Source organism: Corynebacterium segmentosum (assembly GCF_900637825.1).
Classification (GTDB): Bacteria; Actinomycetota; Actinomycetes; order Mycobacteriales; family Mycobacteriaceae; genus Corynebacterium; species Corynebacterium accolens.
In genome coordinates, this window is the sequence record NZ_LR134408.1 from 593,145 (window position 1) to 609,335 (window position 16,191).

Consider the following 16,191-nt stretch of genomic DNA (forward strand, 5'->3'; position numbering starts at 1 on the left):
CATGTATCGGTTTTCACCGCCCTCTGGAAACTGAGGGGTTCTCTCTATCTCTCTCGTATGCGCTCTCTCAAACGCATGATTTAAGTATGGGGCACGCGGCTGGAACAGCAATGGAATCTATCTGATAGGTCGCTGAAAAATACTGAAAGTTTCCTGTAAATCCATTTGCGCTGGTAAGCGGCCCTCAAAGATTATCCTTCTAGCAGGCCTTCATCGATGAGGAAATCCTGTGCCACGGCGGTGTAGTCCTCACCGTCGACGTCCACGCGGGCATTGAGCTCCTGCATCTTCTCATCCGTCAGGAGTTTCGCGAGGGGAGCGAAGAGATCCTTGATCTCTGGGTATTCTTCCAAGACCTCGGTGCGCACAACCGGGGCGAGGTTGTACTTGGGGAAGAAGAGCTCAGGGTCCTCCAGCACGGTGAGGTTTAAGGACTTAATGCGGCCATCGGTGGCAAAGATGGAACCGAGGGTGCACTCGCCCTTATTCAAGGCGGCATAGACGGCGCCGGAATCCATAATCCTGATGCGGTCGCGCGGTGGTTGTTCAATGCCATAGCTATCCAACATGGTAAGCAGGCCGTCATTGCGGGCTAAGAACTCGCTATCGGTGCAATAGGTCTGTTCACTGGTGGGAATACCCTTGATATCGGCCAGCGACTCAAGGCCGTACTGTGCGTGGGACTGCTCGCTAATGGCCAGCGCGTACGTATTATTCATCGGCGCTGGGGGCAGCCAGGTAAGTCCATGGTCCTTATCGGCCTCCTTCACTGCCTCGTATTGCTCCTGCGAGCCGGGGACCGGATCGGCGTTGCCCAGGTAGGTAATCCAGGCGGTGCCGGTGTATTCAAACATGGAGTCCATATCGCCGACCTCCAGCGCTTGGCGCGCCGAGGTAGAGCCGGGGATATTGGTCAGGTCCTTTACGTTGGCACCGGCGGATTCCAAGAGGATGGCGCCAATCTTGCCCAGGATGACCTGCTCGGTGAAGTTTTTGGAACCGATGGAAATATTGGCGCCGTCCAAGTCGATATCGGCTAGGTCGCCCTTTAACTGTCCGCTCGGGATGAGGCCACCGGCGGTGCCGAGGCCACATCCAGCGAGGAAGAAGGTGCTTGCGGCGGCAAGTGTTGCGAGGAGGCGTTTCATTTGATCATTCCCTTCGGGGCGAAGACAACCTCAAGAACGCGGCCCACCCATTCGACCGCTAAGGCTAAGGCGGCGATGAGGACCGCGCCAGAGATGAGAATAGGGTTGCGGTAGAGGGTAATACCGGTGGTAATCAGCCCGCCGAGGCCGCCGGCATCGATAAAGGTGGCAAACGCACCGGCGCCGACCAAGAGCACCAGGGAGGTGCGGATGCCGGTCATGATGACCGGCAGGGCCATGGGCAGCTCGACCTTGGTGAGCACTTGGATGGGTGACATGCTGAGGCCGTAGGCGGCCTCGACAAGCTGCTTATCCACGCCCCGCAAGCCCGCAATCACGTTGGCGAGTACCGGCAAGAAGGCATAGAACCAGAGGCCGAGGATGGCCACAGGCTCGCCAAAGCCGAGCCAGATGGCCAATAGGACGATGACACCGACGACGGGCGCGGCCTGTCCAATATTCGCGATGCTGGTGATGATCGGCGCCATGAACTTGGTGGACTTGCGCGTTAGCACGATGCCCAGCGGCACGGCCGTGGCGATGACCAGCAGTGCGGAGATGACAACGAGGACTAAGTGCTCGCGGGTCATGGTGAGCACAGAACTAATCTGCAGGGTGCGCTCTTCAATATCATCCAGCTCGGCCGTGGCGTGCCAGAAGAGCCAGCCGCCCACCGTGAGTACGACCAGGATGGGGATGCCGATGATTAGGAGGCGGTCTTCACCGGTCAGGCGCTTAAATTTCTCCACCGGAATCCACCTCCTTGTCATCTAAAGCCTCTTGAGCCGCGGCATTCATCTGCTGGATATAATCAGTGACCGTTTCGTAGTACAAAACGCCCACGAATTCACCGCGGCGGGTAACAAGCGCCCCGCTGTGGGAGGAAGCAAGCATGGCGGACATGGCATCGCTAAGCGTAGAGCGCGCATCCACAACGGAGTTGAGCTCGAACTGCGGCTCCGGGATGGTCTCGTAGCGCTCGAGCTGGCGGGCGAAGATCCAGTCGCGGGGATGGCCCTTGTCATCGATGATGACCACCATTTCTTCGCCGGCTTCGCGCAGGCGCGCTAGCGCCTCGCTTGTGGGTTCGCCGATGCGCGCGGTGGCCTGGTCCACAAGCTCCAGCTCATCCGCGCGGCGCAGGTTGAGCTGTTTTAGGGCAGAGCCGGAACCAATGAAGTCGGCCACGAAGTCATTCGCGGGCGCGGCCAGGATATTTTCGGGCGTATCGTACTGGCTGATTTTTCCGCCCGGTTCAAAGATGAGGATGCGGTGGCCCAGCTTGATGGCCTCATCGATATCGTGCGTGACGCAAATAATGGTCTTTTTCAACTCGGATTGGATATTGACCAATTCATCCTGCAGGCGGGTGCGGGTGATGGGGTCTACTGCGCCGAAGGGCTCGTCCATCAAGACCACCGGCGGATCCGCCGCTAGGCCACGGGCGACGCCGACGCGCTGTTGCTGGCCACCGGATAGCTCGCTGGGGAAGCGATCGCGGTAGGTTGCAGGATCGAGCCCGACCATATCCAAAAGTTCATCGGTGCGCTGAGCAATCTTATCGGCCTTCCACTTCTTCAGCTTGGGCACAAGCGCAATATTATCCGCGACGGACATGTGCGGGATGAGGCCGCCGCCTTGGATGACGTAGCCAATATCGCGGCGCAGCTGCGTGGGATTTTTCTTGGTGGCATCCTCTCCATCGATATAAATGGTGCCGCTGGTCGGCTCCACCAAGCGGTTAATCATCTTCAGCGAGGTGGTCTTACCGCAACCAGACGGCCCGACGAAAGCGACCAGCTCGCCTGCCGGAATTTCGAAGGAAAGGTCCTCCACGGCGGGGGAGTCTTGGCCCGAATAGGCCTTGGTGACGTGATCGAAGACGATGCTGGCACCGCTATTGCTCGCGTCCGCGGCGTGCGTGGATGAAGCGTGCGTTGAATCAGACATTCTTAGATACCTTTCGGGGTGGTCAATTTTTGGATTCCGTCGAGAATCGCATCCACGATGAGCGCAATAATGACGACGCCGATGGTGCCCACCAGCGTGAAATTAAGTGCGTTGGTGCCGCCGATTTGGCTGAGTCCTGAGTAGATATATCCACCCAGTCCTGGGCCGAGCGCATAGGCGGCGATGGCGGCAACACCCATAGACATCTGGGTGGAGACGCGAATGCCGGTCATAATCACCGGCCAGGCCAGCGGCAGCCGGATGCGGAAGAGGATAGCCGTCGAGCTCATGCCCTGCCCGCGGGCGGATTCGATGACATCGTCGCTGACATTGTGCAAGCCGACGATGGCATTGCGCAGGATGGGAAGGACGGCATAAAAGACCACGAGGGCAACCGACGGTATGGTGCCGATGCCAAAGAGCGGGATGGCAAGGCCAAGCAGCGCCAGCGAAGGCAAGGTCAGGCCGATGGAGGTTAAGGCATTAGCAATAGCCGCACCGCGCGGGCGTTGGGCTACAAAAATGGCAATAATCAGCGCGATGACCAAGGCCACGGCAACTGATTGGATGACAAGGCTTGCGTGCTGGTAACTGCGGAAAAGGATATCCTGCCAGCGCGCAGCGATAAATTCGTTCATTTCATCACCTAAAAGAAAGAGAATAGGGCGCAGGGAAATTTATTAGGGGCACAGGCTCTCTGGTCCTTCCTCTGCGCTGATGATGTGCTTCTAGCGTACAAGCCTTTTTACGCGCGAAACAATAGCGTGACAGGCTGGGCACAAAACCGGGGGCAGTGAGCACGAGGTAATACCGGTCTTAGTGGCGGCCTAGAAAAACAGCACTTGGCCGATAAGTGCCAGGGCAGCGGTAATAGCTACCACCGTGACGATGCGGTTCAAGCGCTTGGTATCGATGAAGTGGTTGAGGTAGTTGGCAATGAATAAGCCGACGACTACTAACGGGCTATAAGCCGCGGCGGCGTAGACCTGTGGCTGGGTCACCTGGCCGTTAAAGCCCAGGATGATAAGGGACATGACGGTACCGATCACAAAGGTGCCGGCGAGGCTGCCGCGCGTGCGCTGTGGGTCGAAGCGCTTCATAATCAGCGCCATCGGTGGGCCACCGATGGAGGTAGAGGTTCCCAGGAATCCGGAGGTAAGGCCGGCAAGAACGGTATTGCGCCTGGTGGGCTCGGGGCTCCAGCCGAGGCTGGAGAGGGACATCGCCAAGAGCACCGCGCAGCCGATGAAGATGGAAAGGCCATCGTGCGAGAGGGAAGCGATCGCCCACGCGCCGGCAAATGAGCCCGGAATGCGGGCGATGACGGATATGCCGACTAGGCGCCATGAGGTTTCGCGGTAGGTTCGCGCCAACGTATAGATGGAAATGCACAGCGCGAGGAGCAAGATGAGCGTGGGGACTAAATCCGGGCGCAAGAGCGCGATGATGGGGGTGGCGATGGTGCCGAGCCCAAAGCCGATCGAGCCCTGAGTGATGGTGCCGACCAAAATGAGCACACCAATAAAGATGTAGACCCACGCGTCTGAAGAGATTTCCAAGAACATGATGGAAGGCAAGTATAGGCCACGTGGCCTAGAGCCGGGCGGTTACTTTCTCATTCGCTGCAATTTCATCCAGGCGGGACGCGGGGCAAAGTCCTGCGACGATGACGGCGGAGCCGCCAGCCGCTAAGGGATCGAGGACGGCGCGGGTGAAGGAAGCCTTGTCGCTCCATCCGGTAGATAGCAGCCGCTCGGCGCCGCCGCGCGGGGCCACCAATTCCGGCAGGGGCTGGGTTTCACCAAAGTATTGATCGCCATAAAAACGGACGGTGGGGCCGAAGTCGATGGTACCGGTGGGCAGATCCCCGCCGGATTCAACGATGCCGCGGCCAAAGGGGTCGTCGCTGATGAGCACGATATCGGCCTGCGGCTGGCGCTCTTGGGCGGCGAGGTAGCGGGAGGGGGAGGTAAAGACGACATCGGCAAGCGCGGCCGATTCACCGAAATCAAAGCTGGGCCCGGCGGCGAGGGCACCTAAGGCAATGACGGCGGCCTGCCACGAGGTGGGCACGTCGATGGCGATGGTGGAATCCGGCTCCAAATCGAGCTCTTCTTCCAGCATATTGGCGATCTTGGCCACCCAGTTATCTAGCGTCTGGGCGGAAAAATCCATGCGCGCGCCGGTGGATTCGTTATAAACAGTCAGCCGCGGGGTGGCGGCATCGGCGTTTAAAAGATGGGCGAGTAGTTCCATACCCGCCCATCGTAGGCCAGCCTGCTTAGTTCACGCAGCGCGGACCGTCGCCGCCGGCGTCGATTTCAGGGGCAACCTTGTTGGCACCGAAGTCATTGCCCGGGGTTCCTACCAGGTCGGTATCTTCTTCGGCCGCGGATTCCTCGGCGCTGGCTTCCTCATCGGAAGGGCCCTGGTAGTCATCGGTGGCCACGACGAGCAAGGTATTGGCATCGAGCTGTGGGTTTTCTACCACCGGTAGGCCACCGAGCTTTTCCGCCAGCTTCTTGGCATCTTCGCTCTCCGGGTCTGCGGCAACGACCTGGGACTCAGAGTAGATGCCGGGCTGGGCATTGGCGGAGCGCTCGACGGTATAGCCGGTGTTGTCCAGCCAGGTGCCGATGCCGGCGGCCAAGCCATCGATATTGCCGGCATTGAGGACGTGGACCTCGTTATCGGAGTTGATATCGGCATCGTGCTCCGCTGCGTTTTCGGCATTTTCCTCCTTGTGGGCCGCGTCTTCTTCGGCTTCCTCGTGCGACATGGCCAGATCCTCCATGAAGCGGTGGACCTCATTGGTATCGATGGTGACGATGGATTCGCCGTAATCGCCGCGGCCATCGATGGAGGTCACCGGAATGGTGGTAAAGGTGACATTGCCGCCGGCCAGGCCTGCTAGCTGGGTGACAAAGCCCATGATGTCCCAGCCGTCATCGATGACCACGGAGCGCTCCACGGCCTTGGCAATCTTGGAGAGCTTGGACGGGCTGGTCAGAGTGTCATTATCGAGCACCTTATTCACCAGCGAGGCCATATACGCCTGCTGGCGTACGATGCGGTCAAGGTCACCGCGCGGCAGGTTATAGCGCTGGCGCACGAAGGTCAGCGCCTGCGCACCATCGAGAGTCTGGGTGCCCTTGTGGAAATTAGCGCCGGACATCTCGTCCTCAACATCCTCGTTGAGGCAGACCTCGACGCCACCGACGGCATCAGTAAGCAGCGTAAAGCCCAGCAGGCCCACCTCGGCGTAGTGGTCAATGGATACGCCGGTCAGGGAGTGCACCATCTTCAGCAGGCCTTCGCGGCCGGCTTCTACGCCGCGCTTTTCGATGTCCTTATCCGTATACGGTGCCTTTTCGCCCTGCGCCTCCGCCTGGGCGTTTTCCTGCTGGAGCTCTTGGACCTTGTCGTTTTTGTGCGAGGCGTAGACGGCATTGATCTTCATATTGCCGTAGTCCGGATCGTTGACATAGGTATCGCGCGGAATGGATACCGCGGTAGCGCGCGAGCCGTCTTCCGGAATGCGCACGAGCATGATGGTGTCGGTGTTTTCCTCGCCCTCGGCAACGCCGGCGTGGAGATCCGCCAGCTCCTTTTCAGAGAGCGGATTGCCCTGGGCATCGGTGCGCGAGTCCTTGCCTACGAGCAAGATATCGGCGGCGCCGTCCAAGGAAGGATCGGATAGACCATCCTCGCCCAAAGATAAGTCTGAGGCGGAGGACATGCCCGTATCCAGGCGCCCCACCGTGGCGTAGCCCACGCCGGAGACAGCTAGGATGAGGGCAGAAATAACAGCCACGATGGTTTTGGTGGCCGTGGAACCCTTTTGCTTAACCGCGCTAGCGGCAGAGGGCGCGGGTTGGATATTGCGCGCCCGGCGAGTGTTCTCAGAAGTCACAAGTGAAGGCTTTCTACTTTCCGGGGATCTGGAGATAGTTTAGGGGAGATCTCGCCGAAATTAGGGATCCGTGACCAGTTTCGCGTGTTTGAAACAGTGTCTGTCTCCTGACGGGGCCTCTCGCATGACTAAGCTTGGGGCCCATTGTGACTACTGAAACTACAGCTCCGCTCGCCGTTATCACCGTGACCTATAACCCCGGTGAGTACCTGGCGCGCTTTTTAGACTCCCTGCCGGACGCCGGTGCTAACGGTACCCAGGTGGTGCTGGCGGATAATGGCTCGACCGATGGCATCCCTGAAGCCGCCGCTGCGGAAGAAGAGGACGTGCACTTCCTCGATACCGGCGGCAATATCGGCTACGGCGCCGGCATGAACGCCGGTGCGCGGTGGGTGCGCGAGAACCGGCGCGTAGACGATGAGTTCTTCCTTATCTCTAACCCGGATGTCACCTTCAGTGAAGGCGCGATTGACCAGATGATCGCGTGCGCGCGCCGTTGGCCGGATGCCGCGGCGGTTGGCCCACGCATTGTGGAACCCGATGGGAGCAACTACCCGTCCGCCCGGTCGGTGCCGAATATATCCACCGGCATTGGTCACGCGCTGTTTTCCAACCTATGGCCCTCTAATCCATGGACGCGCACGTACCGCAACGATGCCGATATGTCCGTCCAGCGCCCCGCCGGCTGGCTGTCCGGGTCCTGCCTCTTGGTGCGCTGGGACGCCTTCGATGCCATTGGCGGTTTTGATGAGCGCTACTTTATGTATTTGGAAGATGTGGACTTGGGCGATCGCTTCGCCCGCGCCGGGTACCAAAACATTTTCTGCCCAGAAGCCGTCATTAGCCACGCCAAGGGGCATTCCACCCAGGCGCACGCCGGGGCGATGCTGCGGGCGCACCACAGTTCCGCGTACCGCTTCCAAGCGGACCGTCACCCGGCGTGGTGGCAGGCCCCGCTGCGCGCCGCGCTGTGGCTGGGCTTGCAGGCGCGGGGAGCGGTAACGGCCGCTCGCGCCAGCACGGCCAAAGATTCGGAGGCCTGAAGCGCGTGCCGTTGACCTGGTTTCTGGCCGCGGCCGCATACACTGACCTTCGAAAAACCTCAGAATAAGATTGTCTGCATACAAAGGATGACTATGACTGAAGCAGCCACCACTTATGGTGCCACCACCGATGCGGTGATTTTGGTGGGCGGGCGCGGTACCCGCCTGCGCCCACTGACCATTGGTACGCCCAAGCCCATGCTGCCGACGGCAAACTACCCGTTCCTGCAGCACCTGCTCGCCCGCATCAAGGCCGCGGGCATTGAGTACGTGGTGATGTCCACCTCGTACAAGGCAGAGGTTTTCGAGGAATACTTTGGCGATGGCTCTGAGCTTGGCCTGGACATTGAATACGTGGTGGAAGAAACCGCGCTGGGCACCGGCGGCGGTATTCGCAACGTCTATGACAAGTTGCGCAATGACACCGTCATGGTTTTCAACGGCGACGTGCTCTCCGGCATGGATCTAGAGGGCATCTTGACCACGCACCACAACAAGGGTGCCGATGTCACCATGCACCTGCTCAACGTGGCGGATCCGCGCGCCTTTGGCTGCGTGCCCACGGATTCTGAGGGTCGGGTCACGGCCTTTTTGGAAAAGACCGAGGATCCACCAACCAACCAGATCAATGCCGGTTGCTACGTCTTTGACCGCTCCGTCATCGAATCCATCCCGGCAGGTCGCGTAGTTTCGGTCGAGCGCGAGACCTTCCCGGGCTTGCTTGCCGATGGCCGCTTGGTCGTCGGCCACATCGATAACTCCTACTGGCGCGATATGGGCCGCCCGGATGACTTCACCCGCGGTTCCTCCGACTTGGTGCGCGGCATCGCGCCATCGCCGCTGTTGGAAGGCCGCACCGGCGAGTCCCTCGTGGAATCCTCTGCGGGCATTGCCGGCGGCGTGCTGCTGCTATCTGGCACCGCGGTGGGCCGCGGATCCGAGGTGGGTGCTGGTTCCCGCCTGGAGGGAACGGTGGTCTTTGATGGCGTGCGCATTGAACCGGGCGCCATCATCCACAACTCCATCATCGCCTCCGGCGCGCATATTGGCGCCAATGCGGTCATCGAAAACTGCGTCATTGGCGAAGGCGCCCACGTTGGCGCCCGCTGCGAGCTCGTGGACGGCATGCGGGTATTTCCTGGTGTGACCATCCCCGATGCCGGCATTCGCTTTAGCTCTGACGCCTAAAGCACCCACCACCTACCCTCCGCACCGCTTTCAGCTCGGCCACGAGCGCGGTGTGGAGGGCTTTGTGATCCCCGCCCGGCCGAGATTTTGGGAGACACGCCGACACTTCCTGAAAATTGTTGACAGAAAAACCGGGCACCACTATATCTAGTACCCCCTACCTATACCCCCGGATGGCACCGGATGTTACTAATGTGACGGATGGGGATCGTGTGCAGCGTTTTTGCAATAAAGTGCGGAAAAGGCACTAATTCAGGTTGACGATATTTAGTGATCCGGTGTGAAATTACATCAGTGCAAGAAACGGCGACCGACACACCCGTTTTTACGGATTGGCTCGCGGATTGACGGCGATTCAGCCGCACTTCAGCCTCGTGTACAGTCGGTTGCACTGATTAGGATTACCCAACCTCGGAGAAAGGAAAAGGCGTGGACAAAATGGCTAATAACAACGCCATTCTCCGTGGCGGTGCTGCTGCAGAGGTATCGCTCGATGAACTCTTCGGTGCCGTCGAGCAGGAGTGGCAGGATCAAGCGTTGTGCGCGCAGACGGATCCAGAGGCATTCTTCCCCGAAAAGGGAGGTTCCACCCGTGAGGCAAAGCGTATCTGCCAAGCCTGCGCGGTGCGCGATGAGTGCCTGGAATACGCGCTGGAGCACGATGAACGCTTCGGAATTTGGGGCGGGCTTTCGGACCGCGAACGCCGCCGCCTCAAGCGCGAGATTGGTTAATTAAGTTGTGTGTGCTCTAGCCCTTGGCTGCAACCCTGAGTGGTGTGGCCAAGGGCTAGAGTTTTCTCTGTGGTGCGAAAAAGTGTCCCTACCAGCTATAGCGCGGGTCTACCTCCTCTGGGGCGAGGTTTAAGTAATTGGCCACCAGGGCGGTAATGACCGTGCCGAGGAGCTCCGCGCGCTCGGCGGAGGTGACGGCACGCTGCTCAATGGGCATGCGGAAGATAACGAGCCGAGCGCGGGTAGGGCTACCAGCGGAATCGACACCGGCGGGCACGATGCGGCCGAGCGGCACGGGGCCATCGGCAATGATTTCATCCGGCAGTACCGTCATATCCGCCGAAAGGCGCATGCGCGGGATGGTGTCTACCGCAAGGTCGAGCCCGCGCAATTGCGGGGCGAAGGCGTGCTGAATGGGTGCGTAGGCCTCGAGGACGGCGGCATCGAAAAGCTCGCGGGCGCTGCGGTAGCGTGGGGTTTGCTGCGGCAGAAGGGGCCCGTGCAGGCCGCGCCCGTGGCGATCGTGGGCGGGGCGGATATGCGGGCGGGGGCGAGCAGCGGTCATGGCGTTGATTCTAAAGCTCTAAGGTTGCGCAATAAGTGCAGCCACGCCGGGGAAGTACTATCTAAATCTCAACCAAGGGTTTAGACTAATGCGCGTGACTGAATCTCGCCATTGCTCCCGCCCAGGCTGCGGCCGACCCGCCGTGGCGACGTTGACCTACGCATACGCGGATCAAACCGCCGTGGTTGGCCCGCTGGCAGAAGAGGATAACCCGCACAGCTGGGATCTCTGCAGCACCCACCGCGACCGCATCTCCGCGCCGGTGGGCTGGGAGCTGGTGCGCGTAGACCGCATCGAGCTCGACGAGGATGACGACCTTATGGCCCTGGCCCAGGCGGTCAAGGAAGATGGCAGGGTGACCACTGGGCTTGTCGATGACCGCAGCGCCGGCTCCGGGGCAGATCCCATCGATTACGCCGCCACCTTCGATGGCGCTGATCCCGCCAATTCCAATCATCCGGTATTTCGCACCCGCCGCGTGGCCTATGCCAAAAAGGCCCGCCGCGCTCACCTGTCCGTCGTTCCTGATGCGCAGAGCGAAGATAATTCTGCCGAGAGGCAGGACACGGACACCGAATCTGATTAAAGCAAGGGCGCTGAGCACAGCGCCTGAGAAAACTCGCGCTACCTAGCCGCAGACACGGAAGGAGCACTGCGCTAGTTGCCCGTAGGCAGGGAGTATTATTGCGAGGTATGCGAACTCGTGAGCATCTTGATGCAGTGATTAAGGCCTATGACGTCCGTGGCGTGGTGGGCGAAGATATCGATGAAGACTTCGTGCGCGATACTGGCGCCGCCTTCGCCGCAATCCTGCGCGAAGAAGGCGAAAACACCGTGGCTGTAGGCCACGATATGCGCCCGTCTTCTCCCGCGTTGGCGCAAGCCTTTGCTGAGGGCGTGGTGAGCCAAGGCCTCCATGTGACGCTTTTGGGGCTTACCTCTACCGATGAGCTCTACTATGCGGCGGGTTCTATGGAGTGCGCGGGCGCGATGTTTACCGCCTCCCACAACCCGGCGAAGTACAACGGCATCAAGCTCTGCCGCGCCGGTGCCGTCCCCGTGGGGCAACAGACTGGGTTGGAAGAAATCAAGCAGATGCTTATCGATGGCACCCCAAGCTACGACGGCCCTAATGGTGCCATCGCCGAGCAAGAAATCCTGACCGGCTACGCGGACTTCCTGCGTCACCTCGTGCCGCTGGAAGAATCCAAGCCGCTGGTCGTCGCCGTCGATGCCGCCAATGGCATGGGCGGGCACACGGTCCCGGCCGTTTTCGATGGCCTGCCCTTTGATGTCCGCGATCTCTACTTTGAGCTCGACGGCACCTTCCCCAACCACGAGGCGAACCCGCTGGATCCCAAGAACTTGGAGGATCTGCAGAAATTCACCGTAGAGCAAAACGCCGATATCGGCCTTGCCTTCGACGGCGACGCCGACCGTTGCTTCGTGGTGGATGAAAAGGGCCAGCCGGTATCGCCGTCTGCCATCTGCGCGCTGGTGGCCAGCCGCTACTTGGATAAGTTCCCGGGCGCGACCATCATCCACAACCTGATTACCTCCAAGACGGTGCCGGAGCTCATCGCGGAAAAGGGCGGTACCGCCGTGCGCACGCGCGTGGGCCACTCCTTTATTAAGGCCCAAATGGCCGAGCACAAGGCGGCCTTTGGTGGCGAGCACTCCGCGCACTACTACTTCCAGGAATTCTGGAACGCCGATTCCGGCATGCTGGCCGCCATGCACGTGCTCGCTGCGCTGGGGCAGACGGATAAGCCGCTCAGCGAGCTCATGGCGGAGTACTCCCGCTACGAGGCCTCCGGCGAGATCAACTCCACGGTGGCGGATCAAAAGGCCGCCACCCAGGCCGTGCTCGATGAGCTGGCGGATAAGATCGAATCCGTCGATGAGCTCGATGGCGTTACGGTCGAGCTCAAGGACACGGACGCGTGGTTTAATGTGCGCGCTTCCAATACCGAGCCGCTGCTGCGACTCAATGTTGAGGCGAAGACCTCCGAAGAGGTCCAGCAGATTGTGGACGAGGTCCTCGCCATCATCAGACGGTAATTACTGAATTACTGCGCGCGGGAGTGGGCGACCATGTCTTCCCACTCCACGTACTTCTTTCGCTCGCGGCCTTCGCGCTCGCCCAAAGCGCGCTCAGCGGCATCGAGGCGTTGCCAATCCTGCCAGGTGAGGTAGTCGATGCCCTTATCCGCGAAGGCCTCGGTGATATCGCCGGCGGTGGGGGACGGTAGGGTGCCCGCGGCGGCATCATCAAGCAGCATGCCAATGGTTTCGCTGGCATCGGACTTGGTATTGCCAATCAGGCCCACGGGCCCGCGTTTTACCCAGCCGGTGGTGTAGAGACCGGGCACGATGGCGCCCTCTTCGTCGATGACGTGTCCGCCGTCATTATTGATGACGTTTTTCTCGCTATTAAATGGCACGCCATCCACTGCGTCCGAGCGGTAGCCCGTGGCAAAGTAGACCGCTTGCACTGGCCACGTGGTGAATTTACCCGTCCCGCGCACGCTGCCATCGCCGGTCAGCTCGGTGCGCTCCGTTTTAATCCCGCTCACCCGGCCGTCCTCACCGAGGATCTCCACCGGCTGCTCAAAGAGATGAATCTGCAGCGTATGCGGGGCCTTTTTGGGATCGCGAATGGCATATTGCTCAAGAACCTGGCAGACCAAATCCGTGGACTTGCTGGAAGCGCGTGCCTCTAGCGAGGCCTCATCGTAATCAATATCTTCGGGGGAGACGACCACATTGATGTTATCCGAGTGGTCGAGCTCTTTGAGCTCTTGCGGGGTGAACTTGGCTTGGGCGGGCCCGCGGCGCCCGAAGACGCGCACGGTCTCTGCCTTATTTTGTGCCAGCGAATCGTAGACATTATCGGCGATTTCGGTCACCTTAAGCTCATCGCCAGTCTTGGCCAAGATGCGCGAGACGTCCAAGCCCACATTGCCCACGCCGATGACAGCGACCTCGCTGGCGGAGAGATCCCATTCGCGCTCAAAGCGCGGATTGCCGTCATAGAAGCCTACGAATTCACCGGCGCCGTGCACGCCCTGCAGCTGTGCGCCAGGGATATCGCGGTGGCGATCGCCTACCGCACCGGTGGCAAAGACGACGGCATCGTAGTGCTGCTGCAGCTCGTCCACGGTGATATCGCGGCCGATGTGCACGTTGGTAAGCAGGCGAATCTGCTCCGTGTCCAATACGCGGTGCAGGGATTTAATGATGCCTTTAATGCGTGGATGGTCAGGGGCCACGCCGTAGCGGATGAGGCCGAAGGGAGCGGGCATTTGCTCAATGAGATCGATGTGTACATTGCCACCGGTCTTTTTCACCAAGATATCGGAGGCGTAAATGCCGGCGGGGCCGGCACCGATGACGGCTACGTTTAAGGGTTTTCTGACACGGTAATTTTGCCTTTCTTGTCTGCGTATTCTCCCGCGGTGGGGTGAAGGGAACGGGCCCTCGATAAATATGCGTAAATAGACCAATTAGTCTAATTCTCGTGGGCGAGCGCGGGATTTCTCTTAAGAGAGTGAACCGTATGGTCTGTTTGCGCACAAGCGGAATAATTAGATTCTTTATTAAACCTTCTCAAAGTGCAGGTCATAGCTTTGGGAAAAGTGAAAATAAAACAGACCGCTTTGTCTGTAATCTATAGACGGGTAGGTTTTCCCTCAACGCTTTGAAAGGGAGGTCTACACCACATTATGGCTACCGCAACAACGACCAAACGCAAGCCACGCGCCAATAAGCCCGAGGGCCAGTGGAAAATCGACGGTAAAGAACCGTTGAATAACGATGAGGCCATCAAACAGGATGATGGTGGTCTCTCCGCTAAGCAGCGCGTGATAGACATCTACTCCAAGCAGGGATTTTCCTCCATCCCGCCGGAGGATTTAGCACCGCGCTTTAAATGGTTAGGCCTGTATACGCAGCGCAACCAGAACCTGGGCGGGGAGATGACCGCCAAATTATCTAACGCGGAATTGCAAGATGAATACTTCATGATGCGCGTGCGCTTCGATGGCGGCCGCGCCGATCCAGCCAAGCTGCGCGCGGTGGGAGAAATCTCGCGCGATTATGCCCGCTCCACCGCGGACTTTACGGACCGCCAGAATATTCAGCTGCACTGGATTCAGATCGAAGACGTACCCACCATCTGGGACAAACTCGAATCTGTGGGCCTGGGCACCTTGATGGGGTGTGGCGATGTGCCGCGCGTCATCTTGGGCTCGCCGGTCGCGGGAGTTGCCGAGGATGAAATCATCGATGCCACCCCAGCCATCGAGGAGATTAAGAATAATTACTTACCGCGCGAGGAGTTCCATAACCTTCCCCGCAAGTTCAAAACCGCTATTTCCGGCAATGCGCGCCAGGACGTGACGCACGAAATTCAAGACGTTGCCTTCGTCGGCGTCAACCACCCCGAATATGGCCCCGGCTTTGACTGCTTTGTGGGCGGGGGACTATCCACCAACCCGATGCTCTCGCAATCCTTGGGCGCGTGGGTGCCACTCGAGCGCGTGCCGGAAGTATGGGCCGGTGTAGTCAGCATCTTCCGCGACTACGGCTTCCGCCGCAACCGCAACCGCGCGCGGCTGAAGTTTTTGGTGGCTAAATGGGGCATCGACAAGTTCCGCCAGGTCCTCGAGGAAGAGTACCTGGAGAAGCCGCTTGCCGATGGCATCCCGCTCGAGGTTAATCCCGGCAGCCGCGATCACCTGGGCGTGCACAGGCAAAAGGACGGCAAGTTCTACGTCGGCGTAAAACCCACCGTGGGCCATGCAACGGGCGAGCAGCTCATTGCCATTGCCGATGTCGCGGAAAAATTCGGCATTTCGCGCATCCGTACCACCCCGATGAAGGAATTGCTCTTCCTCGATGTGGAAGAAGACGATATTCCGGCACTTTCGCGCGCGCTGGATGAAACGGGCCTGTATTCCCAGCCCACGGAGTTTCGCCGCGGCGTCATTTCCTGCACTGGGCTGGAATTTTGCAAGTTGGCGCACGTGACCACGAAGGCCCGCGCCATCGAATTGGTGGACATCCTCGAAGACACCCTGGGGGATTTGGACGTACCCATTTCTATCGCACTCAATGGCTGCCCCAATGCGTGCGCGCGCTCCCAGGTATCCGATATCGGACTTAAAGGTCAGATCGTCACCGATGCCGATGGCAACCGCGTCGAAGGATTCCAAGTCCACCTAGGCGGTGCCCTCGGCCTTTCTCCCGACTGGGGCCGCAAGCTCCGCGGACACAAGGTCGTAGCCGATGAGGTACCGGACTACGTCATACGGCTGGTCAATAAATATAAGGAACAACGCGAAGAAGGCGAGCAGTTTCGCCACTGGGTACTGCGCGCCGAGGAGGAAGATCTGCAGTGAATTTCCGCCGTAAACCTAATCCCAATCGCAATCACCCCACCTTTTGCCCTTACTGCGCCGGCACCGATCTGTTCCCGGATGAAGAAGACGACTTTGCCTGGAATTGCCAGGAATGCCTGCGCGTATTTTCGGTCCGCTTCCACGGCCAAGACGATGCCCCCGTGGCACCGGCCCCGGCCGTTTCTTCCACCGAAGCCCTGCAGCGCTCCCTAGCCCGCCGCGGACACTCCACGGCTCCGGTGGATTAAGG

Annotated in this window: 16 protein-coding genes; 7 read left to right on the forward strand and 9 right to left on the reverse strand. The window is 59.7% G+C overall.

All coding sequences use genetic code 11. From position 1 onward, the window contains the following. Nucleotides 1-191: 191 nt before the first annotated feature. From EL217_RS02945 to EL217_RS02975, 7 genes are all read right to left on the reverse strand, one after another. On the reverse strand, nucleotides 192-1,148 hold the full coding sequence (locus tag EL217_RS02945) for a glycine betaine ABC transporter substrate-binding protein (RefSeq protein WP_126318484.1): 957 nt from the start codon (nucleotides 1,146-1,148) through the stop codon (nucleotides 192-194). Next, entirely contained in the window at nucleotides 1,145-1,897 is a 753-nt protein-coding gene (locus EL217_RS02950) for an ABC transporter permease (RefSeq protein ID WP_197719663.1), read from the reverse strand. The genes EL217_RS02945 and EL217_RS02950 overlap by 4 nt, the downstream gene beginning before the upstream one ends. Beyond that, complete coding sequence (locus tag EL217_RS02955; protein ID WP_126318488.1) at nucleotides 1,884-3,098, reverse strand: ABC transporter ATP-binding protein; 1,215 nt, start codon at nucleotides 3,096-3,098, stop codon at nucleotides 1,884-1,886. The genes EL217_RS02950 and EL217_RS02955 overlap by 14 nt, the downstream gene beginning before the upstream one ends. A gap of 2 nt (nucleotides 3,099-3,100) precedes the next feature. Next, nucleotides 3,101-3,736, reverse strand: a complete 636-nt coding sequence (locus tag EL217_RS02960) for an ABC transporter permease (protein WP_126318490.1) — start codon at nucleotides 3,734-3,736, stop codon at nucleotides 3,101-3,103. Between the two features lie 189 nt (nucleotides 3,737-3,925). Continuing rightward, a complete protein-coding gene (locus tag EL217_RS02965; RefSeq protein ID WP_126318492.1) occupies nucleotides 3,926-4,663 on the reverse strand; it encodes a sulfite exporter TauE/SafE family protein in 738 nt (245 codons plus the stop codon). 28 nt (nucleotides 4,664-4,691) lie between these two features. Beyond that, on the reverse strand, nucleotides 4,692-5,354 hold the full coding sequence (locus EL217_RS02970) for a TIGR03089 family protein (RefSeq protein WP_126318494.1): 663 nt from the start codon (nucleotides 5,352-5,354) through the stop codon (nucleotides 4,692-4,694). Between the two features lie 25 nt (nucleotides 5,355-5,379). Then, the gene (locus EL217_RS02975; RefSeq protein WP_126318496.1) at nucleotides 5,380-7,011 is read right to left on the reverse strand and encodes an LCP family protein; all 1,632 of its coding nucleotides are present in this window, start codon (nucleotides 7,009-7,011) and stop codon (nucleotides 5,380-5,382) included. Between the two features lie 134 nt (nucleotides 7,012-7,145). Between EL217_RS02975 and EL217_RS02980 the strand changes: the two genes are divergently transcribed. From EL217_RS02980 to EL217_RS02990, 3 genes are all read left to right on the forward strand, one after another. Next, nucleotides 7,146-8,054 (forward strand): glycosyltransferase family 2 protein, encoded by a 909-nt coding sequence (locus tag EL217_RS02980; protein ID WP_126318498.1) that lies wholly within the window; start codon nucleotides 7,146-7,148, stop codon nucleotides 8,052-8,054. A 93-nt stretch (nucleotides 8,055-8,147) separates the two neighbouring features. Next, the gene (locus tag EL217_RS02985) at nucleotides 8,148-9,242 is read left to right on the forward strand and encodes a sugar phosphate nucleotidyltransferase (protein ID WP_126318500.1); all 1,095 of its coding nucleotides are present in this window, start codon (nucleotides 8,148-8,150) and stop codon (nucleotides 9,240-9,242) included. A 438-nt stretch (nucleotides 9,243-9,680) separates the two neighbouring features. Beyond that, entirely contained in the window at nucleotides 9,681-9,974 is a 294-nt protein-coding gene (locus EL217_RS02990) for a WhiB family transcriptional regulator (protein ID WP_005277485.1), read from the forward strand. Nucleotides 9,975-10,062: 88 nt separating this feature from the next. Here EL217_RS02990 and EL217_RS02995 read toward each other — a convergent pair whose 3' ends face one another. Then, entirely contained in the window at nucleotides 10,063-10,539 is a 477-nt protein-coding gene (locus tag EL217_RS02995; protein WP_005281750.1) for a metallopeptidase family protein, read from the reverse strand. 88 nt (nucleotides 10,540-10,627) lie between these two features. Between EL217_RS02995 and EL217_RS03000 the strand changes: the two genes are divergently transcribed. Together EL217_RS03000 and EL217_RS03005 are read left to right on the forward strand one after the other, a co-directional pair. Next, on the forward strand, nucleotides 10,628-11,125 hold the full coding sequence (locus EL217_RS03000) for a DUF3499 domain-containing protein (protein WP_023016906.1): 498 nt from the start codon (nucleotides 10,628-10,630) through the stop codon (nucleotides 11,123-11,125). Between the two features lie 107 nt (nucleotides 11,126-11,232). Next, a complete protein-coding gene (locus EL217_RS03005) occupies nucleotides 11,233-12,600 on the forward strand; it encodes a phosphomannomutase/phosphoglucomutase (RefSeq protein ID WP_126318502.1) in 1,368 nt (455 codons plus the stop codon). A gap of 8 nt (nucleotides 12,601-12,608) precedes the next feature. On the opposite strand, the gene EL217_RS03010 is transcribed toward EL217_RS03005, so the two are convergent. After that, complete coding sequence (locus EL217_RS03010) at nucleotides 12,609-13,988, reverse strand: FAD-dependent oxidoreductase (RefSeq protein ID WP_126320016.1); 1,380 nt, start codon at nucleotides 13,986-13,988, stop codon at nucleotides 12,609-12,611. Between the two features lie 276 nt (nucleotides 13,989-14,264). On the opposite strand from EL217_RS03010, the gene EL217_RS03015 reads away from it, so the two are divergent. Further along, the gene (locus tag EL217_RS03015) at nucleotides 14,265-15,941 is read left to right on the forward strand and encodes a nitrite/sulfite reductase (RefSeq protein ID WP_005277495.1); all 1,677 of its coding nucleotides are present in this window, start codon (nucleotides 14,265-14,267) and stop codon (nucleotides 15,939-15,941) included. Then, nucleotides 15,938-16,189 carry a hypothetical protein gene (locus EL217_RS03020; RefSeq protein ID WP_005277497.1) on the forward strand — a complete coding sequence of 84 codons (252 nt, stop codon included), beginning with the start codon at nucleotides 15,938-15,940 and terminating at the stop codon, nucleotides 16,187-16,189. The genes EL217_RS03015 and EL217_RS03020 overlap by 4 nt, the downstream gene beginning before the upstream one ends. Nucleotides 16,190-16,191: the final 2 nt, after the last annotated feature.

What these genes read in the sequence shown, in the direction of transcription:
- EL217_RS02945 (WP_126318484.1), bottom strand. Translation starts at nt 1,148, where the DNA reads ATGAAACGCCTCCTCGCAACACTTGCCGCCGCAAGCACCTTCTTCCTC.
- EL217_RS02955 (WP_126318488.1), bottom strand. Translation starts at nt 3,098, where the DNA reads ATGTCTGATTCAACGCACGCTTCATCCACGCACGCCGCGGACGCGAGC.
- EL217_RS02960 (WP_126318490.1), bottom strand. Translation starts at nt 3,736, where the DNA reads ATGAACGAATTTATCGCTGCGCGCTGGCAGGATATCCTTTTCCGCAGT.
- EL217_RS02965 (WP_126318492.1), bottom strand. Translation starts at nt 4,663, where the DNA reads ATGTTCTTGGAAATCTCTTCAGACGCGTGGGTCTACATCTTTATTGGT.
- EL217_RS02970 (WP_126318494.1), bottom strand. Translation starts at nt 5,354, where the DNA reads ATGGAACTACTCGCCCATCTTTTAAACGCCGATGCCGCCACCCCGCGG.
- EL217_RS02985 (WP_126318500.1), top strand. Translation starts at nt 8,148, where the DNA reads ATGACTGAAGCAGCCACCACTTATGGTGCCACCACCGATGCGGTGATT.
- EL217_RS02990 (WP_005277485.1), top strand. Translation starts at nt 9,681, where the DNA reads ATGGCTAATAACAACGCCATTCTCCGTGGCGGTGCTGCTGCAGAGGTA.
- EL217_RS02995 (WP_005281750.1), bottom strand. Translation starts at nt 10,539, where the DNA reads ATGACCGCTGCTCGCCCCCGCCCGCATATCCGCCCCGCCCACGATCGC.
- EL217_RS03000 (WP_023016906.1), top strand. Translation starts at nt 10,628, where the DNA reads ATGCGCGTGACTGAATCTCGCCATTGCTCCCGCCCAGGCTGCGGCCGA.
- EL217_RS03005 (WP_126318502.1), top strand. Translation starts at nt 11,233, where the DNA reads ATGCGAACTCGTGAGCATCTTGATGCAGTGATTAAGGCCTATGACGTC.
- EL217_RS03015 (WP_005277495.1), top strand. Translation starts at nt 14,265, where the DNA reads ATGGCTACCGCAACAACGACCAAACGCAAGCCACGCGCCAATAAGCCC.